Raw genomic sequence first — 17933 nt, 5'->3', positions numbered from 1 at the left:
GGGTACGGACTCCTTGCACGGGTGAAGAAAAGGGGCGGAAGGCTCAGACGAGGGAGGTGTACAGGCCGGGGCGGCGGTCGCGGAGGTACGGGTTGGCCTCGCGCGAGGCGGTCAGCAGCTCCGGGTCGGCGTCGCCGGTGACCAGTTCCTCGCCGCGTCCGGCGCGGGCGCGGACGGTGCCGTCGGGGCCGGCGAGGGCGGACAGGCCGACGAACTCGAAGTCGCCCTCCGGGCCGGTCCGGTTGGCGTAGGCGACGTAGATCTGGTTCTCGAAGGCGCGCACCGGTACGACCGATTCGGCGACGACCTCGGCGGGGTGCATCAGCGCGGTGGGCACCAGCAGGAGCTGGGTGCCGGCCAGGGCGTGCGCCCGGACGTTCTCGGGGAACTCCACGTCGTAGCAGATCATCAGGCCCACGCGCAGTCCGCCCAGCTCCGCCTGGACGACCGGCTGGTCGCCGGGCGTGAACGAGTCGGTCTCGAAACCGCCGTAGAGGTGGGTCTTGCGGTAGTTGGCGAGCCGGGCGCCGTCGGGCCCGATGAGCTGCGCCGCGTTGTAGACGGTCTCGCCGTCGCGCTCGGGGTAGCCGTAGGCGATGCCGAGGCCGTGGCGTGCGGCGATCTCGGCGACCGCGTCGGCGCAGTCGCCGTCGGCGGGCTCGGCCAGCCTGGCGACGTCGTCCCCGATCGCGTACCCGGTGAGGAACATCTCGGGGGCGACCAGCAGGCCGGCACCGGTGGCGGCGGCGCGGGCGGCGGCCTCGTCGAGGACCTTGAGGTTGGCGGCGACGTCACCGGGCTGTCCGGAGCTCTGGAGCAGGGCGGTGCGCAGCGGCGGCATCGGCAGACCTCTGTCGGGGTGCGGTGAGGGCGGGGAGGGCGTCGAGAAGACGTTCAAAACGGTACGGTCCGGCGTTCATCCGGGACAAGGCGTGACCGTTGCGGACCGACCGTTGATCCGTTGCGCGGATGTGCCGGTCGGCGGAGATTCATTGCGGGCCGCTCGCCCCCGGGTCGGAGGGCGGCCCCGCCGCGCGGCGGAGGCCGGACCCGACCCCGGCGCGATGTGGCGGAAGGGGGCCGGACGGAACAGTGAGAGGCGTCCGATCACCAGCCGGAAGGGCTTCCACCATGAACCGTCGTATCAAGATCGTCGCTGTCGGGGTGGCGGTGCTGCTCGCCGCCGGGGCCACGGGCCCCGCCATGGCCACCGACGACGGACCGGCCCGGTCGGGCGTCGTCCGGGAGGCGGCCGCGCTGACCGGTACGGCGATGCTCGCGCGGCCCGCCGGCGACAACGTCACCATCTCCTTCGACGCCCACCTCGACGCCAAGGACAACGACAATCCCCTGAACGCCCGTGGCACCTTCAGGTTCAGCCACTACGTGGGCGACTGGGGCGGCAAGGCGGAGGCCAAGGTCGACTGCCTGATCACCGGCGGCAAGGTCGCCGTCGTCTCCGGCGTCGTCACGAAGGCCGATCGCGATCTGAAGGCCGCGGTCGGCAAGAGGGTCGGCATTTCCGTGCACGACCTGGGCGAGCGTGACCGGCTGGGCTATAGCTGGGCGGCCCTGGGCCTGCCCCAGGAGAGCCCCGACAACCTGCCGAAGTGCATCAGCTCGGCGCCCTTCGAGAAGACGAAGCCGGGCTCCGGGACCTTCCGGGTGCTGCCCTGGGAGCCGCGGCGCTGACGGCCCGCGGTCAGGCGGGCGAGCCGGACGAGAAGCGCCGCAGCAGCGGCGAGAGCACCAGCACCGACTTGGTGCGCTCCACGAACGGCTCGCCCGCGATGCGCTCCAGCACGCGCTCGAAGTGGCGCATGTCGGAGGCGAAGACCTGGACGATCGCGTCCGCGTCACCGGTGACGGTGGACGCGGCCGCGACCTCCGGGTACCGCTCGAGGCCACGCTGGATGGTCTCGGGCGAGGTGTTGCCGCGTGCGTAGATCTCGATGAACCCCTCCGTCTCCCAGCCGAGCGCCGCCGGGTCCACCCGGACGGTGAACCCGGTGATGGCGCCCTCGGCCCGCAGCCGGTCCACGCGCCGCTTGACGGCGGGCGCGGACAGACCGACGAGCGAGCCGATGTCGGCGTAGGAACGGCGGGCGTCCTCCGCCAGGGCGTGGACGATGCGTTCGTCGAGGTCGTTCAGTCGCACTGCGGGTGGGTCACTTCTCTGCGGTGGCCAATCGGGAGCGGCTCATGCCGTACAGGAAGTAGAACACGAGACCCACGGCCATCCAGACACCGAAGACCACCCAGGTGATCATGTCGAGGCTGTACATGCTGTAGCCGCAGAACACGAAGCCCAGCGCCGGGAAGAGCGGGCCGAACGGCACCTTGAAGCTGCGCTGGAGATCCGGCTTGGTGACCCGCAGCACGACGACCGCGACGTTGACCAGCGCGAAGGCGAAGAGCGTGCCGATGCTGGTGGCGTTGACCAGCTCGCCGAGCGGGACGGCCGCGGCGAGGATGCCGCAGAACAGCGACACGATGACCGTGTTGACGCGGGGGGTGCCGGTCTTGGGGTTCACCTTGCCGAAGACCTTGGGCACGAGGCCGTCGCGGGACATCGCGAAGAGGATGCGGGTCTGGCCGTAGAGCACGGTGAGGACGACGCTGGCGATGGAGATGACCGCGCCGGCGGCGAGCAGGGTGCCCCAGAAGCTCTGACCGGTGACATCGTTCATGATCGCGGCCAGGGACGCCTCGGAGCCCTCGAACTTCTTCCAGTCCCAGGCACCGACGGCGACGGCCGCCACGAGCACGTACAGCGCCGTGACGATGACCAGCGACAGCATGATCGCCCGCGGCAGGTCCTTCTTGGGGTTCTTGGCCTCCTCACCGGCGGTGGAGGCGGCGTCGAAACCGATGTACGAGAAGAACAGGATGGCGCCCGCCGCGCCGACGCTGCTGACGCCGAGCGGCATGAAGTCGGAGTAGTTGCCCGACTTGAAGCCCATGAAGCCGATGGCGCAGAACAGGACGAGCGCGGCGATCTTCACGACCACCATGATCGTGTTGGCGCGCGCGGACTCCTTGGCGCCGCCGAGCAGGAACACCATCGCGAGCATCACGACGATCAGGGCGGGCAGGTTGAATATGCCGCCGTCGCCGGGCGGCGCGGTAAGCGCCGCGGGCAGGGTCACGCCGATCGTGCCGTCGAGGAGCTCATTGAGGTAGTCGCCCCAGCCGACCGCCACGGCGGCGACGGACACGCCGTACTCCAGGAGCAGGCACCAGCCGCAGACCCAGGCGACAAGTTCGCCCATCGTTGCGTACGCGTACGAGTAGGACGAGCCGGCGACGGGGATGGTGCCGGCCAGTTCCGCGTACGACAGGGCCGAGAAGAGCGCCGTGAGACCCGCGAAGACGAAGGCGAGCGTGACCGCGGGACCGGCCAGCGGGACGGCCTCACCGAGGACGACGAAAATGCCGGTGCCGAGCGTGGCACCGATGCTGATCATGGTGAGCTGCCACATGGAGAGCGAGCGGCGGAGCGAACCGCCCTCACCCTGCCCACCCTCTGCGACCAGCACTTCTACCGGCTTGCGCCGGGTGAGGGCGGAGAGCCCGGACGCCTTGGGCGCGGTTGGCTCGGTGGCGGGAGGGGCTGTGCCTTGGTCCAGCACTGCGGAGGCTCCTTCATCGCTGCGGGTCGGTGGAGGGCGACCTGCGGCGGCCTCGTGGGCGTGGGGGGAGCCCACGGGGGAAGGGAGACCGCCGAGCAGGCGGTCACCGCCACTCCTGGTACGGGGCACGAGCCTAAAGGTCCGGGCTTCGCGCTCGTAATGCAGGGTTGTTGCGCATACGCGAATGATCATTGCGCACTTGGGGCACAGACGGGGAAACATTGCGCCCCACCGCACGAATCGACACATTGAGGGCCCGGAGCAGGACTTTCACCGACCGGAGGAGACCCGTATGACCTGGCACGATCCGGTGCCTTTCCTGCGCGGTACGGCCTGGCTGGACGGCCGCGGCCGCGCGGTGCGCGCCGACCCGGCCGACCTGGCCCGGTTGCCGTGGGACACCGCCGAGCGGGCCGCGCTGCCCATCGGCGTACGGCTGGAGTTCACGGCGTCCCCGGGCACCAGCGCCGTGCGGATCCGCTACCGCGCGGCCGTGCCGGACCGGAGCCATGCGCTGCGCGAGCTGGCGCACTGCTTCGCGCTGTGGGAGGGCGACGCCTGCGTCCACGAGGCGCTCGCCCGCCCCGCCGAGGAGACGACCGTCACCATCCCCCTGCCGGGACGCCCGGGGCCGTTCACCGTCCACCCGCCGGAGAGCCAGGCCCCCGTGATCCTGGGGCTGCGTGCCGTCGGCGGCGCCCTGTCCCCCGCTCCCCCACGGCCGCGCTGGCTGGTGCACGGCGACTCGATCACGGAGGGATGGTTGTCCACCCGCCCCGCCCACTCCTGGCCCGCCGTCGCGGGACGGGCCCTCGGGGCCGACACGGTCAACCTCGGGTACGCGGGCTCGGCGCGCGGCGAGCCGGCCATCGCCGAGCAGCTCGCCGCCCTGCCCGCCGGGCTCGTCACGCTCGCGTTCGGCACGAACTGCTGGTCCGGCGTCCCCCACTCCGCTCCGCTGCTGTACGAGACCACGCGGGCGTTCCTCACGCTCGTACGGCGGGGCCATCCGGACACGCCCCTGCTGCTGCTCTCGCCGCTGCTGCGCCCCGAGGCCGAGTCCACCGCCAACGCGCTGGGCGCGACGCTCGCCGAGCTGCGCACGGCCATGGAGGAGGCCGTCCGGGACCTGATCGCGGCCGGTGACGGGCAGCTCGCGCTGCTGCCCGGGCGGGATCTGCTGGGGCCCGGCCACCTCGCGGACGGCCTGCACCCCAACGACGCGGGCCACGCGCGGGTCGCGGCGGCGGTGGTGGCGGCCGTGCGGGGCGCGTGGCCGGCCACGGGACGTGCGCTGTCGCGCACTTGACCGGACACCGTCCCGTATTCGAGGGGAATGACCTGGCGAAACCGGGGTAGGGGCGGCCTCGGTCAGTGACTTTCGATCCCGGCCGGGAGCTTCTGCCCCCGGTCGGTCTGTCGATTCGAGTGCCCAAGGAGGTTCTGTCGTGCTGATGGCGCACCCGTCGATGCTGCGCAAGCTCGTGGCCAGATACGAGGAACTGGCCGCGCCCGGTGCGGAGTCGCGGGACCCGAAGCTCGTGCGTCAACGGGAGGACACCGCCTACACCCTCTGCGTGTCCACCGGTACGCGTGACATACGCGACGCGCTGCGGGTGGCCAGACAGGTGATCGCGGCCGCCGGTGAACCGGCCGCCGTCTCAAGGACGTCGGCCCCGGCCTGAGCGGACGGGGAGGGCGGCGACCGGCACCCTCCGGTCGCCGCCCTCGGCGTCCGCCACGGCGAAGAGCCCGGAGTCACGTTTCTTCCGGCGCCGTGCGGCCATTACGATCCAACCGCCGTTGAACATGAGAAACCGGCCGGGCGGCCAACTCGTCGATGTTTCCGGCGCCTTGCCACGGAAACCCGCCCGTCCCGTTTCCGATTGCGAGAGGTGCTTGTGAACTCCAGCGAATCGAGCGTGCGGGACCGCCTCTGTGAGGCCCTGCGAGAGCGCGAGGAGGAGATCGCCGACCGGTGGGTCCGGCTCCAGTTGGAGCAGGCGGTGCTCAGCACCGACATGAGTGAGCACGAGGTGCGCGAGGAGGCCGACCTGCTCATCTCCGCCCTCGCCGCGGGCCTCGCGAGCGATGTGCCGGTGGAGCGGCTGGTGACGTCCCGCAACGAACTCCGCCAGACGGTGATAGAGCTGTCGCTGCGTCGCGCGCGGGCGGGCGCCTCGCCGACCGCCACGTCGATGGCCGTCCTGTCGCTCAAGGAGGCGCTGCTCTCCGCCGTACAGCACACCACCCGCGACTCGGCCGAGCTGTACTCCGCCGCCATCCTCGTCAACCGGCTGCTGGACGCCGCCGGGGTGCTCTCGTTCGAGACGTACGTGGAGGGGCGCGAGGAGATCATCCAGCGGCAGAGCCGTCAGCTCCTCGAAGTGTCCACGCCCGTGGTCCGGCTGTGGCGGCACGTCCTCGCCGTACCGTTGATCGGCACGCTGGACACCGCCCGGACGCAGGTCGTGATGGAAAGCCTGCTCCAGGCCATCCAGGACCACGAGGCGCAGGTCGCCATCATCGACATCACCGGTGTGCCGGCCGTCGACACCGCCGTCGCCCAGCACCTGATGCACACCGTCAACGCGGTACGGCTGATGGGCGCCGACTGTGTGATCAGCGGCATCCGGCCACCCATCGCTCAGACCATCGCACAGTTGGGCATCGACTTGTCGACCATCCTCACCAGGGCGACGCTGGCGGACGCACTGGGCGCTGCCATCCAGCTCACCGACCAGCCCGCCGTCGACGCGGGCACCGCCCGGCCGGTGACCGCGTGACGGCGCCTCACGCCACCGGCGTACCCATTCTGCGGCTCGGCGACGTGCTGGTCACCGGGCTGCTCAACGAGCTGGACGACCAGTCGGCGGTGGCCTTCACCGACGAGCTCACCGAGCGGATCGTCGGCGACGGCGCCCGGGGCGTCCTGATCGACATCTCCCGGCTGGAGATCATCGACTCGTTCGTGGCACGCACCCTGATGGAGCTGACCACCATGGCGCGGCTCCTGGGGGCCCGGGTCATCGTGGCCGGGATGCGGCCCGCGGTCGCCATCACCCTCGTCGAGCTGGGGCTGCAACTGACCGGCGTGGAAACCGCCCTCAACGCGGAGCAGGGCCTGACCGCGCTCGGCTGGCACCGTATGCCCCACCCTCCGGGGGAGGTCCGACGTGACGCTCCACGGTGAACGGGTGGCGACGCCGGGCCCCGAGCTGATCGCCCAGCGCTCCCCGGCGGGCGGCGGCACGCAGTGGCCCGACGGGCGGCAGGGCCGGGGGTCCCGCTACGACGTCGCCTCGGAGGAGGACCTGCTGACGGTACGGCATGCCGTGCGGGCCGCCACCGTGGAGGCCGGCTTCGGGCTCGTCGATCAGACGAGGATCGTCACCGCAGCCAGTGAGCTGGCCCGCAACGCCTACGTCCACGGGGGCGGCGGCACCCTGGAGATCCAGATCCTGACGCGGTCCGGGCGGAAGGGGCTGCGGCTGACGGTCCAGGACGACGGCCCCGGCATCCCGGACGTCGAGGAGGCGCTCACCGACGGGTACACCACGGGCACCGGGCTCGGTCACGGCCTGGGCGGGGCGCGGCGGCTGATGCACGAGTTCCAGGTGCACAGCGGCCCCGGGCGGGGCACCACCGTGGTCGCCACCCGCTGGAACGACCGCTGATGGGCCCGGTGATGTCCGCCTCCGTCACCGTCCACGTCCCGGTGGACCACTACAGCGCCGTCCAGGTCGCGGCCACCACCGCCCGCCGGACGGCGCTGGACCAGGGACTGACCGGAGCCCTCCCCGACCAGGCCGCCGTGCTCGCCAGCGAGCTGGCGGGCAACGTCGCCAAGTACGCCCTGCACGGCTCGCTCTACATCCAGCCGCAGCCGCTGCGCTCCGGCGTGGAGATCATCGCCGTGGACCGGGGGCCGGGCATGGCGGACCTGGAGCGGTGCCTCACCGACGGGTACACCACCAGCAGCACGCTGGGCTCCGGCCTCGGCGCGGTGCGCCGGATCGCCGACGAGTTCACCGTACGGACCAAGGAGGGCGCGGGCACCGTCGTCTCCGCGCGCCTGGGCGAACCGGGCGACGGCCCCGCCGAGGGAACGCCCGGCGTCGGCGCGGTGCGCGTGCCGGCCGACGGGGAGAGCGCGTGCGGGGACTCCTGGGGCCTCGCCGTCACCGGGGACGTACGCACCGCGCTCGTCGTGGACGGACTCGGGCACGGCAAGCCCGCCTCCGAGGCGGCCGAGCTGGCCGTGCGCGCCTTCCACCGGGACCCGGGGCAGCCGCTGCCGCACCTGCTCCGCACGATGAACCGGGCGCTGCGGCGCAGCCGGGGCGCGGCGGTCGGGCTGCTGCGGCTGTCGGCCGACGGCATCGAGCAGTGCGCGGTGGGCAATGTGCGCACCCTGCTGCTGGCGCACGACGGCATCCGGCAGCGCTTCGCCGGCCAGCCGGGGGTCGTCGGCTGGAACATGCCCGAGCCGCGCGTGCAGCGCGTCCCCGCCGAGCCGGGCACGGTCGCCGTGCTGCACAGCGACGGCATCGACGCCCGCTGGACGCACGCCCCGGCCCCCTTCCTCACCGGCCTGCCCGCGCCGCTGCTCGCCGGAGCCCTCGTCCACGAACACCGCCGCAGCCGGGACGACGCGACCGTCCTCACCCTCGGCCCGGCGCGGAGGCAACCATGAAGCCGCAGATCACCACCCTGCACTCGCTCGCGGGACTGCGCAGCGCCCTGCGCCGCCTCGCCCACCGGGCCGGCCTGCCCGTCGAGCTGCGCTACCGGCTCGCGCTGTCGGCGACCCGGGTGGCCCGCGCCGAGCTCACCGCCGGCCGGCCCGTGCTGCTGGAGACGGTGCCGCCCCAGCCGACCGACCGGGCCGACGGCCAGCTCGACGGGCGGACCGGTGGGCGGGCCGACGGACGGACCGACGGACGGACCGACGGGCGGACCGACGGACGGCTGACCGTGCGGCTGCACCTTCCCCACGCGCCGCGCCGCCCGTCGCTGGACGGGCTCCCCCTCCCGGCGGAGCGGCTTCCCGGCACGGACGTCGTGTGGCGGGTCCCCGTCCCCGTCCCGCCGGCCATGGCGGGGGACGACCCGCCGGGCCTGGTCGAGCTGCTGGAGGAGGAGCTGAGCGCTGCGGTCGACCGGGTGGACGCGCTCGCGGACGACCACCAGCGGCTCAAGCACGAGCTGGCCGAGACGAACAGCGGCGTGCTGGCCCTGTACGTGCAGTTGGAGGAGCGCGACGAGCAGTTGCGCCAGGCCCACGGCCGGATACTGCGCCAGTTGGAGGACGCGCTGCGCCCGCCGCCGGTGAGGGTGCCCGGCCTGGAGATGGCCGTCCACTACGAGCCGGCGGAGAAGCACGCCCCGACGGGCGGCGACCTGTACGACTGGTTCGTCCTGCCGGACGGCACCGTGCACATCACGGTGGTGGACGCCCTGGGGCACGGGCTGACCAGCACGCGCAGCGCGCTCAACGTCACCCACGCCGTACGCACCCTCGCCCTGGAAGGGCACCCCCTGGAGTCGATCGTCGCCAGGACGGACGAGGTACTGGCGACCTTCGACCACGAGCTGATGGCCACCGTGCAGCTCGTCCGGCTGGACCCCGCGAGCGGGGAGCTGGTGCTGGCCAACGGCAGTCACCCGCCGGCCCTGCTCGTACGGGAGGACGGGGAGGCCTCCCTGCTGGAGGTGCGCGGCCGGGGCATCGGCTTCCCGCTGCCCGGCAGCGAGCGGCTGCTGCGCGACCGCCTCGGCCCTGGGGACCTGCTGCTGCTCTACACGGACGGGCTGACCGAGAGCCGCCGCGACCCCCGGGAGGGCGAGCAGCGCCTGGCGCGGGCGGCACGCCGGCACCGGCACCGGCCGATAGAGGAGGTCCCGGCGGCCATCGCGGCCGAGATGCACACGGTCATCCTGCACCCGGACGACACCGTCGCCCTGACCGTTCGGCGGGTGCCGGGCTGATCCGCGCCACGTCCGTGGTTAATGCACGAGGGCTGGGTATGCGAGCGGTGATGACTGAAGGAGCCGCTCGTGGTTGTCGTGATTTCGCCGTACGCCGACTGTGCCTCGGCCCGTGACACGGCCGCGCGCTTCGTGGCCGAGCACTGCCCGTGGGCCGACCTGGACGCGGTGCAGCTCGTCGTCACCGAGCTGACGGCCAACGCGCTGCGCCACACCTCCGGCTCGTGGCGGCTGCGGCTGCGCGCCGAGCACGGCGAGCTGACCGTGGAGCTGGACGACTCCAGCCCGGCCCTGCCCGAGGCGCGTACGCCGGACTTCGCGGGCGGCGGCGGCTTCGGCTGGCCCATGGTGCTGAGCCTCGCCGGCCGGGTGGAGGTCCAGCCGCACGCGGAGGGCAAGACGGTCCGCGCGATCTGGTCCCGCGAACCGGAAGCGGCCTGACCGGCGGCCGGGTCGGGTCGGGTCGGCTGGCGTACCGGACGTTCCTGACCGCGCGAGGCCGTCATGGCCGCCGTTCCTGACCGCGCGAGGCCTTCGCGCCGCCTTCATCGCCGCGCACCCGGCCCCGCGAGGCCTTCACGCCGCCGTCCCTGGCCGCGCGCGGCCTTGATCACCGCGCACCCGGCCCCGCGAGGCCTTCAGGCAGCCCTCACGCCGCCCCCACGCCGTCCGGCGCCCGGGGGCTGCGGGCCCCGGGCGCCGGACGCACCGTCCTCTCCTGCTTCCGTCACTCCACGGCCAGCAGGCCCTCCCTCAGCCGCTTCGTGATCCGCGAGAGCAGCCGGGAGACGTGCATCTGGGACACGCCCAGCTCGGCGCCGATCTCGGACTGAGTCATCTCGTCCACGTACCGCATCTGGAGGATGCGCCGGTCCCGCTCGTCGAACTCCTCGATGAGCGGCTTCAGCGCCTGGACGTTCTCGACGATCTCCATCTCGCGGTCCGGCTCACCCAGCCGGTCGCCGAGGGTCTCGGAGGAGTTGTCGCCGCTGTCGTCGAGGGGCAGGTCGATGGAGCCGGCGGTGTATCCGTTGGAGGCGACGAGCCCTTCGAGAATCTCGTCCTCCTCCATCCCCAGGTGCTCGGCCAGTTCGGCCGGGGTCGGAGAGCGGTCGAGGCGCTGGAACAGCTCGTCGGTGGCGCGGGCGATGTCGATACGCAGCTCCTGGAGCCGCCGGGGCACGTGTACCGACCAGCTCGTGTCGCGGAAGAACCGCTTGATCTCGCCGATCACGCAGGGCATGGCGAAGGTGGTGAACTCCACCTCTCGGCTCAGGTCGAAGCGGTCGATCGCCTTGATCAGGCCGATGGTGCCGACCTGGATGATGTCCTCCATCTGGTCGGACCGGTTGCGGAAGCGCGTGGCCGCGTACTTGACCAGGGAGAGGTTCAGCTCGATGAGGGTGTTGCGCGCGTACTGGTACTCCTCGGTGCCCTCCTCAAGGACGGCCAGCCGGTCGAAGAACAGCTTCGAGAGCTCCTTCGCGTCCTTCGGAGCCACCTCGCCAGGGTTCCTGACCTCCGGCAGATCGCTCGTCGTCTGCGGGGCGGTACCGGTCGAGATCGTGGTCGCCATGGACTCTGCACCCTCCCTTTTCTCTGCGTGCGTTCGCAAGGCGCGTGTACCCCTCCAAGTCCGGAGCACGCATACGAACCCTTGCCCGAAAGGAAAAAGCGGAGGGGCCGCCTCTCGCACGTGGCGAGAAACGGCCCCTCCAGCAGGACTGACGAAGCGTCAGCTCCAGCTCGCGTGCAGCGGCTTGCCCTCGGCGTAGCCGGCCGCGCTCTGGATGCCGACGATGGCCTTCTCGGCGAACTCCTCCAGCGAGCCCGCACCGGCGTACGTGCAGGACGAGCGGACGCCCGCGATGATCGAGTCGATCAGGTCCTCGACGCCCGGGCGCGCCGGGTCGAGGAACATCCGGGAGTGCGAGATGCCCTCCTCGAAGACCGCCTTGCGGGCCCGGTCGTACGCGGACTCCTCGCTCGTACGGTTGCGGACGGCGCGCGCGGAGGCCATGCCGAAGGACTCCTTGTAGAGACGCCCGTTGGCGTCCTGCTGGAGGTCGCCCGGGGACTCGTACGTACCGGCGAACCAGGAGCCGATCATGACGTTCGACGCGCCGGCGGCGAGCGCCATGGCGACGTCGCGCGGGTGGCGGACACCGCCGTCGGCCCAGACGTGCTTGCCATACTTCTTGGCCTCGGCGGCGCACTCCAGGACGGCCGAGAACTGCGGCCGGCCCACGCCGGTCATCATGCGGGTGGTGCACATGGCGCCGGGGCCCACACCGACCTTGATGATGTCCGCGCCGGCCTCGACGAGGTCGCGCACGCCCTCGGCGGCGACGATGTTGCCGGCGACGATGGGCACCTGCGGGTCCAGGCCGCGGACGGTCCGGATCGCGCTGATCATCGACTCCTGATGGCCGTGCGCGGTGTCGATGACGAGCGTGTCGACGCCCGCGTCGAGGAGCTGCTTGGCCTTGCCCGCCACGTCGCCGTTGATGCCGACGGCGGCGGCGATGCGCAGTCGGCCGTTGGCGTCGACGGCCGGGGTGTAGAGGGTGGCGCGCAGCGCGCCCTTGCGGGTCAGGATGCCGGCGAGGCGGCCGTCGGCGTCCACGGCGGGGGCGTACCGGCGGTTGTGGTGGTCCAGGGTGTTGAACGCCTCGCGCGGGTCCATGTCCGCGTCGAGGAGCAGCAGGTCCGTGGACATGATCTCGGAGAGCTGGGTGAAGCGGTCCACGCCGTTCAGGTCCGCGTCGGTGACGACACCGATCGGGCGCTGGTCGCCGTCCACGACGACACCGGCGTTGTGCGCGCGCTTGGGCAGCAGCGACAGCGCGTCGGCGACGGTCTGGTGCGGGTCGAGCACGATCGGGGTGTCGAGCACGTGGTGGCGGCTCTTGACCCAGGTGATGACGTCGGTGACGACCTCGATCGGAATGTCCTGCGGGATGACGACGAGGCCACCGCGCCGGGCGACGGTCTCGGCCATCCGGCGGCCCGCGATGGCGGTCATGTTGGCGACGACCAGCGGGATGGTGGTCCCGGTGCCGTCGGGGGAGGACAGGTCGACGCCCTGGCGGGAGCCCACGGCCGAGCGGCTAGGCACCATGAATACGTCGTCGTACGTGAGGTCGTACGGCGGCTTCAGGTCATTGAGGAAACGCACGTGCTGAACATCCCAGTCGTTCGGAGTTGGCCCCCGGGCATTTCAGCCGGGGGGAAAACGCACGTACTTCATTCTCCCATGTTCGCACAGGCGTACGCCCCGGGCGAAAGCCACAGGCCCTGAAGAAGCCGCTCGTACGATCCTCCAAGCCGCCGAGTGGGGCCTACTCGTCCGGGTCCGCGCGGTCCAGGGCCGGGCGGGGGCCGGGCGTGAACTCGGTGAGCAGGTAGTCCGCCGCCGTGGTGTCCGTGACCAGGCTGGTCACCAGCCCGGACCGCAGCACCGCCCCGATCGCCGCCGCCTTGCGCGCGCCGCCCGCGATGGCCACGACCTCGGGGATACGGCGGAGCCGGTCGGCCTCGACGGTGATGCACCGCTCGCCGAGGTCACGTCCCACCCGGCGCCCGTTCGCGTCGAAGAGGTGGGCGGACATCTCGGCCGCGACGCCCAGCGAGGCGTAGTGCGCCCGCTCCTCGTCCGTGAGCATGTCGTGGACGGTCGAGATGCCCGGCTCCCAGGAGCCGATGGACACCGCGGCGACCGTCACCTTGTCGAAGTACTCGAAGGCGCGGGCGATGCCGGTCTGGCTGCGCAGCGCCGCCGCGGTCGCCGGGTCGGGCAGCAGCATCGGCGCGTAGATCGGGTGCGCCTCGCCGCCGGAGACCTGGGCGGCCCGCCGTACCGCCTCCACCGAGCCGCGCTCGGCCGTGCCCGCGTCGTACACGCCGGTGAGCTGGACGACCGTGCAGGGCGGCAGCCGGTCGAGGGCGGCCGCCATGTGGATGGTGGAGCGGCCCCAGGCGAGGCCCAGGACGTCGCCCTCGGCCACGAGCTCGCCGAGCAGGTCGGCCGCGGTCTCGCCCAGGTTCTCCGGGTCGGGTGAGGCGTCCTCGCCCTCCGGTGGGGACTCGACGACCACGGCGTGACGCAGGCCGTACCGGGCGCGGAGCGCGTCCGAGCGCTCCGCGTCGAGCTCGGCGGGTACGCGGATCTCGATGCGTACGAGGTCACGCTCCAGAGCGGTCTCCAGGACCCGCGCGACCTTGAAGCGGCTGACGCCGAACTCCTCCGCGATCTGGATCTTGGACTTGCCCTCGAGATAGAAGCGACGGGCCATGGCCGCCGCCTGCACCAGCTCCGCGGGTCCCATCCGCAGGGCTGGCCGTCCCGCCGACATAGCAGACACCGCGATCTCCTCACTGCTGTTCACACTTCGGATCGCCATCCTTGCAGATCCGGCGGTCCGTGATCGGTCCTGTTGGGCTGCGTTCATCTGCCCGTGGTTCACCCGTGGCTCAGTGGCCGCACGCCCACGCGGCCGTGGCGGTCGCCGCGGTGGCCTGTTCGCGCAGGGCCCGCACCGCGGCGGCCGGGTCCTCCGCCCCGTACACGGCGGAACCGGCGACGAAGACGTCGGCGCCCGCCTCGGCGCACCGCTCGATCGTGCTCGCCGAGACACCGCCGTCGACCTGGAGCCAGAGCTGGAGGCCGTGCTTGGAGATCAGCTCACGGGTGCGGCGGATCTTCGGCAGCATGATGTCCAGGAACGCCTGGCCGCCGAAGCCCGGCTCCACGGTCATGATCAGCAGCATGTCGAGTTCGGGCAGCAGGTCCTCGAACGGCTCGATGGGGGTGGCGGGCTTCAGCGCCATCGACGCCCGCGCTCCCTTGGCCCGGATCTCGCGGGCCAGCCGGACCGGGGCGGCGGCCGCCTCGACGTGGAAGGTGACCGAGCCGGCCCCCGCCTCCACGTACTGCGGGGCCCAGCGGTCGGGGTCCTCGATCATCAGGTGGCAGTCCAGCGGGGTGTCCGTCGCCCGCGCGAGCGACTCCACGACGGGCACGCCCAGGGTGAGGTTGGGCACGAAGTGGTTGTCCATGACATCGACATGGAGCCAGTCGGCGCCTTCGACGGCCTTCGCCTCCTCGGCGAGCCGGGCGAAATCGGCGGACAGGATGCTGGGGTTGATCTGGGCCATGTGCCAAGCCTGCCATGCCCCATGGGGTTTCTTTTACCCGATGCCCCCGTGACCTTGGCGGGACCCGGCACACTTACCGCAATCCCGGCGTATCAGCGCCCCTGATCGCCGACGCGACCGGGCGCCGGCGAGGGCTGCCCGAAGGCGGACGCGGCCCGCAGGTGCCGGCCGGAAGGCCACTGCCACCTACAGGCCGCCGCCCCCCTCAGCCGCCGGGCCCCTGCGGATAGGTCTGCACGATGTACGCCCAGCGTGCCGCGCCCACCACCAGAAAAATCAGTGACGGCGCCAGCCACCAGCGACTGAGGGTCCGCCGCCGCACGGGAAACAGGGCGAGCAGAGAGGTGATGACGCCGAGCACGACCAGCAGCGCCGAGGCGAACTCGATACCCGTCAGCGTGTGCTCGTCCCACGCCCCTTGCGGCTGAGTCACAAGGGCCGCGTAGGCGACGTAGGCGCTGAGCAGGTTCGCCAGTATGAGGATCACTCCCCATGGCCCTCGCAGCAGGGCGTTCACTTCAGGGCGCTCCTCGCGTCGTCCAGATTCTTGTCGAAACCACGGCCGTAGTCCTGGGCCGTACATCGCGGCCTACGCCGTGCGCCGCAGCAGTGCCAGGTACATCGCGTCGGTGCCGTGCAGGTGCGGCCAGAGCTGTACGTCGGGGCCGTCGCCGAGCGCGGGCACGCCGGGCATCAGGGGCCTGGCGTCGATCAGCTCGGCGCCACCGGTCCTCTTCAGCACGTCGTCGACGACGACGCGGGTCTCCGCCAGGTGCGGCGAGCAGGTCGCGTAGCCGACCACGCCGCCCACCCGGACGGCCTTCAACGCCTCGGTCAGCAGGGCGCGTTGCAGTGGGGCGAAGCCCTCCAGGTCCTCCGGGCGGCGGCGCCAGCGGGCCTCGGGGCGGCGGCGCAGGGCGCCCAGGCCCGAGCACGGCACGTCCACCAGGGCGCGGTCGAAGGAGCCGGGGCGCCAGGGCGGGCGGGTGCCGTCGGCGGCGATGACCTGGTACGGGCCGGGGTTGCCGGCCAGCGCGCGGTCGACCAGCCGGGCGCGGTGCGGCTGCTTCTCGGAGGCGAGCAGGGTGACGCCGCGCTCGGCCGCCAGGGCACCCAGGAGGGCCGCCTTGCCGCCGGGGCCCGCGCAGCCGTCGAGCCAGCGCTCGTCGGGGCCGTCGAGCGGGGCGTTCGCGAGGGCGATCGCGACGAGCTGGCTGCCCTCGTCCTGGACGCCCGCCCTGCCCTCGCGCACCGCGTCGATCGCGCCGGGCTCGCCGCCCTCGGCCAGCCGTACGGCATAGGGCGACCAGCGGCCCGGCAGGCCCGCTTCCTCGCCCAGCACGTCCAGCAGCTCGTCGGTGGTGGACCGGCCGGGGCGGGCCACCAGCGTGACCTCGGGGCGCTCGTTGTCGGCCTCCAGCAGGTCCTCGATCCCGGCGCGGCCGCCGCCGAGGGCGTCCCACAGGGCGGAGACGACCCAGCGCGGGTGCGAGTGGACGACCGCCAGGTGGTCCTCGGCGTCCTCCTCGTACGGCGGGGCCACCTGCTCCAGCCAGGCGTCGAGGTCCTGCTGCGCGATCTTGCGGAGTACGGCGTTGACGAACTTGGCCCGCCCGTCGCCGAGCACCACCCGCGCCAGCTCCACGCTCGCCGAGACGGCCGCGTGCGTGGGGATGCGCGTGCCGAGCAGTTGGTGCGCGCCCAGCGCGAGCACGTCCAGCACCGGCGGGTCGACCTCGCGCAGCGGCCGGTCGATGCACGCCGCGATGATCGCGTCGTACGTGCCCTGGCGGCGCAGCGTGCCGTACACCAGCTCGGTGGCGAGCGCCGCGTCCCGGCCGTCGAACCCCTCCTTCTCCCGCGCCTTCTTCAGCAGCGGCGGCAGGACGAGGTTGGCGTACGCGTCGCGCTCGTCGACGGCGCGCAGCGCCTCGAACGCCAGGATCCGTACCGGGTCCTTCTTGGGGCGGCGGTACGGCTTGGAGGGACGGCGACGGGACTGCTCGCTCAAAAGGTGCTCCGCTTTTCGTGAGGCTCGAACCCTTTCAGCCTACGTCGGCGCGGGCCAGCTTCTCCCCCGGGGCGATCCGCACGCCCCGGGCCCAGTCCGCACCGCGCATCGGCTTCTTGCCCTGGGGCTGGACCCACAGCAGCTCGACGGCGTGCGAGCCGGTGCCGACGTACACGTTGTTCTTCGCCGCCGACAGCTCGCCGGGCGCCAGGTCGGTGCGGTCGGGGACGAGGGCCGCCTGGATGACCTTGAGCCGCTCGCCCCGGAAGACGGTCCAGGCGCCGGGGGCGGGGGTGCAGCCGCGGACGACCCGGTCGACGCGCAGCGCCGGGGCCTTCCAGTCGATGTGCGCGTCCTGGACGGTGATCTTCGGGGCGAGGGTGACACCGTCGGCGGGCTGCGGTACGGCCTTGAGGGTGCCGTCCTCGATGCCGTCCATGGTGGCGGCGAGCAGGCCGGCGCCGGCGAAGGCGAGCCGGGTGAGCAGGTCGCCGCTGGTGTCGGTGGGCCGCACCTCCTCGGTGACCGTCCCGTACACCGGCCCCGAGTCCAGGCCCTCCTCGATCAGGAACGTCGACGCGCCGGTGATCTCGTCCCCGGCCATGATCGCGTGCTGCACGGGCGCGGCACCGCGCCAGGCGGGCAGCAGGGAGAAGTGCAGGTTCACCCAGCCGTGCGCGGGGACGTCGAGGGCGGCCTTCGGCAGCAGGGCGCCGTAGGCGACGACCGGGCAGCAGTCGGGCGCGATCTCGCGCAGCCGTGCCAGGAAGTCCTCGTCGCGGGGCTTGGCCGGCCTGAGGATCTCGATGCCGGCCTCCTCGGCGCGCTGGGCGACGGGGCTGGCGACGAGCCGGCGGCCCCGCCCGGCGGGGGCGTCGGGCCGGGTGACGACGGCGGCCACCTCGTGCCGGTCCGAGGCGATCAGGGCGTCCAGGGCGGGTACGGCGACCTCGGGGGTGCCTGCGAAGACGAGCTTCATCAGTGGCTGACTGCCTGTCTGTTCGGTGGCGGTGGTGGGCAACGCACCAGTTTAGGGGCGGGCGGGCCAGGGGGCGTACGTGGCCGTGCGCGCCCTGGGCATATGCGGATACGCCCCCGCAGCGTGACCCCGGACACGGGTGGCGCGTTGGTCAAGGCAGATT

At 72.4% G+C, this 17933-nt stretch carries 19 protein-coding genes; 9 read left to right on the top strand and 10 right to left on the bottom strand.

The window, feature by feature from the left end; all coding sequences use genetic code 11:
• Positions 1-43: 43 nt before the first annotated feature.
• A complete protein-coding gene (locus tag AB0J57_RS26395) occupies positions 44-841 on the bottom strand; it encodes a carbon-nitrogen hydrolase family protein (RefSeq protein ID WP_366130759.1) in 798 nt (265 codons plus the stop codon).
• 290 nt (positions 842-1131) lie between these two features.
• Between AB0J57_RS26395 and AB0J57_RS26390 the strand changes: the two genes are divergently transcribed.
• The gene (locus tag AB0J57_RS26390; RefSeq protein ID WP_366130758.1) at positions 1132-1692 is read left to right on the top strand and encodes a Repetin; all 561 of its coding nucleotides are present in this window, start codon (positions 1132-1134) and stop codon (positions 1690-1692) included.
• A 10-nt stretch (positions 1693-1702) separates the two neighbouring features.
• Here the strand turns inward: AB0J57_RS26390 and AB0J57_RS26385 are convergent, their stop codons facing one another.
• Both AB0J57_RS26385 and AB0J57_RS26380 read right to left on the bottom strand, forming a co-directional pair.
• Positions 1703-2158, bottom strand: coding sequence for an Lrp/AsnC family transcriptional regulator (locus AB0J57_RS26385; RefSeq protein WP_064067061.1), 456 nt, complete (start codon positions 2156-2158; stop codon positions 1703-1705).
• 10 nt (positions 2159-2168) lie between these two features.
• A complete protein-coding gene (locus tag AB0J57_RS26380; RefSeq protein ID WP_366130757.1) occupies positions 2169-3632 on the bottom strand; it encodes an amino acid permease in 1464 nt (487 codons plus the stop codon).
• A gap of 292 nt (positions 3633-3924) precedes the next feature.
• On the opposite strand from AB0J57_RS26380, the gene AB0J57_RS26375 reads away from it, so the two are divergent.
• The 8 genes from AB0J57_RS26375 to AB0J57_RS26340 all read left to right on the top strand — a co-directional run bounded on the left by AB0J57_RS26375 (position 3925) and on the right by AB0J57_RS26340 (position 10064).
• A complete protein-coding gene (locus tag AB0J57_RS26375; RefSeq protein ID WP_366130756.1) occupies positions 3925-4941 on the top strand; it encodes a GDSL-type esterase/lipase family protein in 1017 nt (338 codons plus the stop codon).
• 145 nt (positions 4942-5086) lie between these two features.
• Complete coding sequence (locus AB0J57_RS26370) at positions 5087-5317, top strand: DUF5133 domain-containing protein (RefSeq protein ID WP_366130832.1); 231 nt, start codon at positions 5087-5089, stop codon at positions 5315-5317.
• Positions 5318-5533: 216 nt separating this feature from the next.
• Complete coding sequence (locus AB0J57_RS26365; protein ID WP_366130755.1) at positions 5534-6418, top strand: STAS domain-containing protein; 885 nt, start codon at positions 5534-5536, stop codon at positions 6416-6418.
• Positions 6415-6825: an STAS domain-containing protein gene (locus AB0J57_RS26360; RefSeq protein WP_366130754.1), complete on the top strand. Its 411-nt coding sequence runs from the start codon at positions 6415-6417 to the stop codon at positions 6823-6825. Before AB0J57_RS26365 ends, AB0J57_RS26360 begins: the two co-directional genes overlap by 4 nt.
• 121 nt (positions 6826-6946) lie before the next feature.
• Positions 6947-7309 (top strand): ATP-binding protein, encoded by a 363-nt coding sequence (locus tag AB0J57_RS26355; RefSeq protein WP_366130831.1) that lies wholly within the window; start codon positions 6947-6949, stop codon positions 7307-7309.
• A gap of 11 nt (positions 7310-7320) precedes the next feature.
• Positions 7321-8328 carry a SpoIIE family protein phosphatase gene (locus AB0J57_RS26350; RefSeq protein WP_366130753.1) on the top strand — a complete coding sequence of 336 codons (1008 nt, stop codon included), beginning with the start codon at positions 7321-7323 and terminating at the stop codon, positions 8326-8328.
• The gene (locus AB0J57_RS26345) at positions 8325-9623 is read left to right on the top strand and encodes a PP2C family protein-serine/threonine phosphatase (RefSeq protein WP_366130752.1); all 1299 of its coding nucleotides are present in this window, start codon (positions 8325-8327) and stop codon (positions 9621-9623) included. The genes AB0J57_RS26350 and AB0J57_RS26345 overlap by 4 nt, the downstream gene beginning before the upstream one ends.
• A gap of 69 nt (positions 9624-9692) precedes the next feature.
• Positions 9693-10064: an ATP-binding protein gene (locus tag AB0J57_RS26340; protein ID WP_366130751.1), complete on the top strand. Its 372-nt coding sequence runs from the start codon at positions 9693-9695 to the stop codon at positions 10062-10064.
• 286 nt (positions 10065-10350) lie between these two features.
• Here AB0J57_RS26340 and AB0J57_RS26335 read toward each other — a convergent pair whose 3' ends face one another.
• The 7 genes from AB0J57_RS26335 to fmt all read right to left on the bottom strand — a co-directional run bounded on the left by AB0J57_RS26335 (position 10351) and on the right by fmt (position 17770).
• Positions 10351-11199, bottom strand: a complete 849-nt coding sequence (locus AB0J57_RS26335) for an RNA polymerase sigma factor SigF (RefSeq protein ID WP_366130750.1) — start codon at positions 11197-11199, stop codon at positions 10351-10353.
• A gap of 159 nt (positions 11200-11358) precedes the next feature.
• Positions 11359-12801: a GuaB1 family IMP dehydrogenase-related protein gene (locus tag AB0J57_RS26330; protein ID WP_366130749.1), complete on the bottom strand. Its 1443-nt coding sequence runs from the start codon at positions 12799-12801 to the stop codon at positions 11359-11361.
• A 163-nt stretch (positions 12802-12964) separates the two neighbouring features.
• Entirely contained in the window at positions 12965-14011 is a 1047-nt protein-coding gene (locus tag AB0J57_RS26325) for a sugar-binding domain-containing protein (protein ID WP_366130748.1), read from the bottom strand.
• Between the two features lie 85 nt (positions 14012-14096).
• Entirely contained in the window at positions 14097-14780 is a 684-nt protein-coding gene (rpe, locus tag AB0J57_RS26320) for a ribulose-phosphate 3-epimerase (RefSeq protein ID WP_366130747.1), read from the bottom strand.
• Positions 14781-14985: 205 nt separating this feature from the next.
• Entirely contained in the window at positions 14986-15297 is a 312-nt protein-coding gene (locus AB0J57_RS26315) for a hypothetical protein (RefSeq protein WP_366130746.1), read from the bottom strand.
• A 72-nt stretch (positions 15298-15369) separates the two neighbouring features.
• Entirely contained in the window at positions 15370-16791 is a 1422-nt protein-coding gene (locus tag AB0J57_RS26310; protein WP_366130745.1) for a transcription antitermination factor NusB, read from the bottom strand.
• 34 nt (positions 16792-16825) lie between these two features.
• Positions 16826-17770 carry a methionyl-tRNA formyltransferase gene (gene fmt, locus AB0J57_RS26305; RefSeq protein ID WP_366130830.1) on the bottom strand — a complete coding sequence of 315 codons (945 nt, stop codon included), beginning with the start codon at positions 17768-17770 and terminating at the stop codon, positions 16826-16828.
• Positions 17771-17933 lie beyond the last annotated feature (163 nt).

The sequence above is a fragment of the Streptomyces sp. NPDC049837 genome, from assembly GCF_040674455.1.
In the GTDB taxonomy this organism is placed as follows: domain Bacteria; phylum Actinomycetota; class Actinomycetes; order Streptomycetales; family Streptomycetaceae; genus Streptomyces.
The sequence above is the reverse complement of the archived record's forward strand: the minus strand, read 5'-3'. Positions and strand labels throughout refer to the sequence as shown.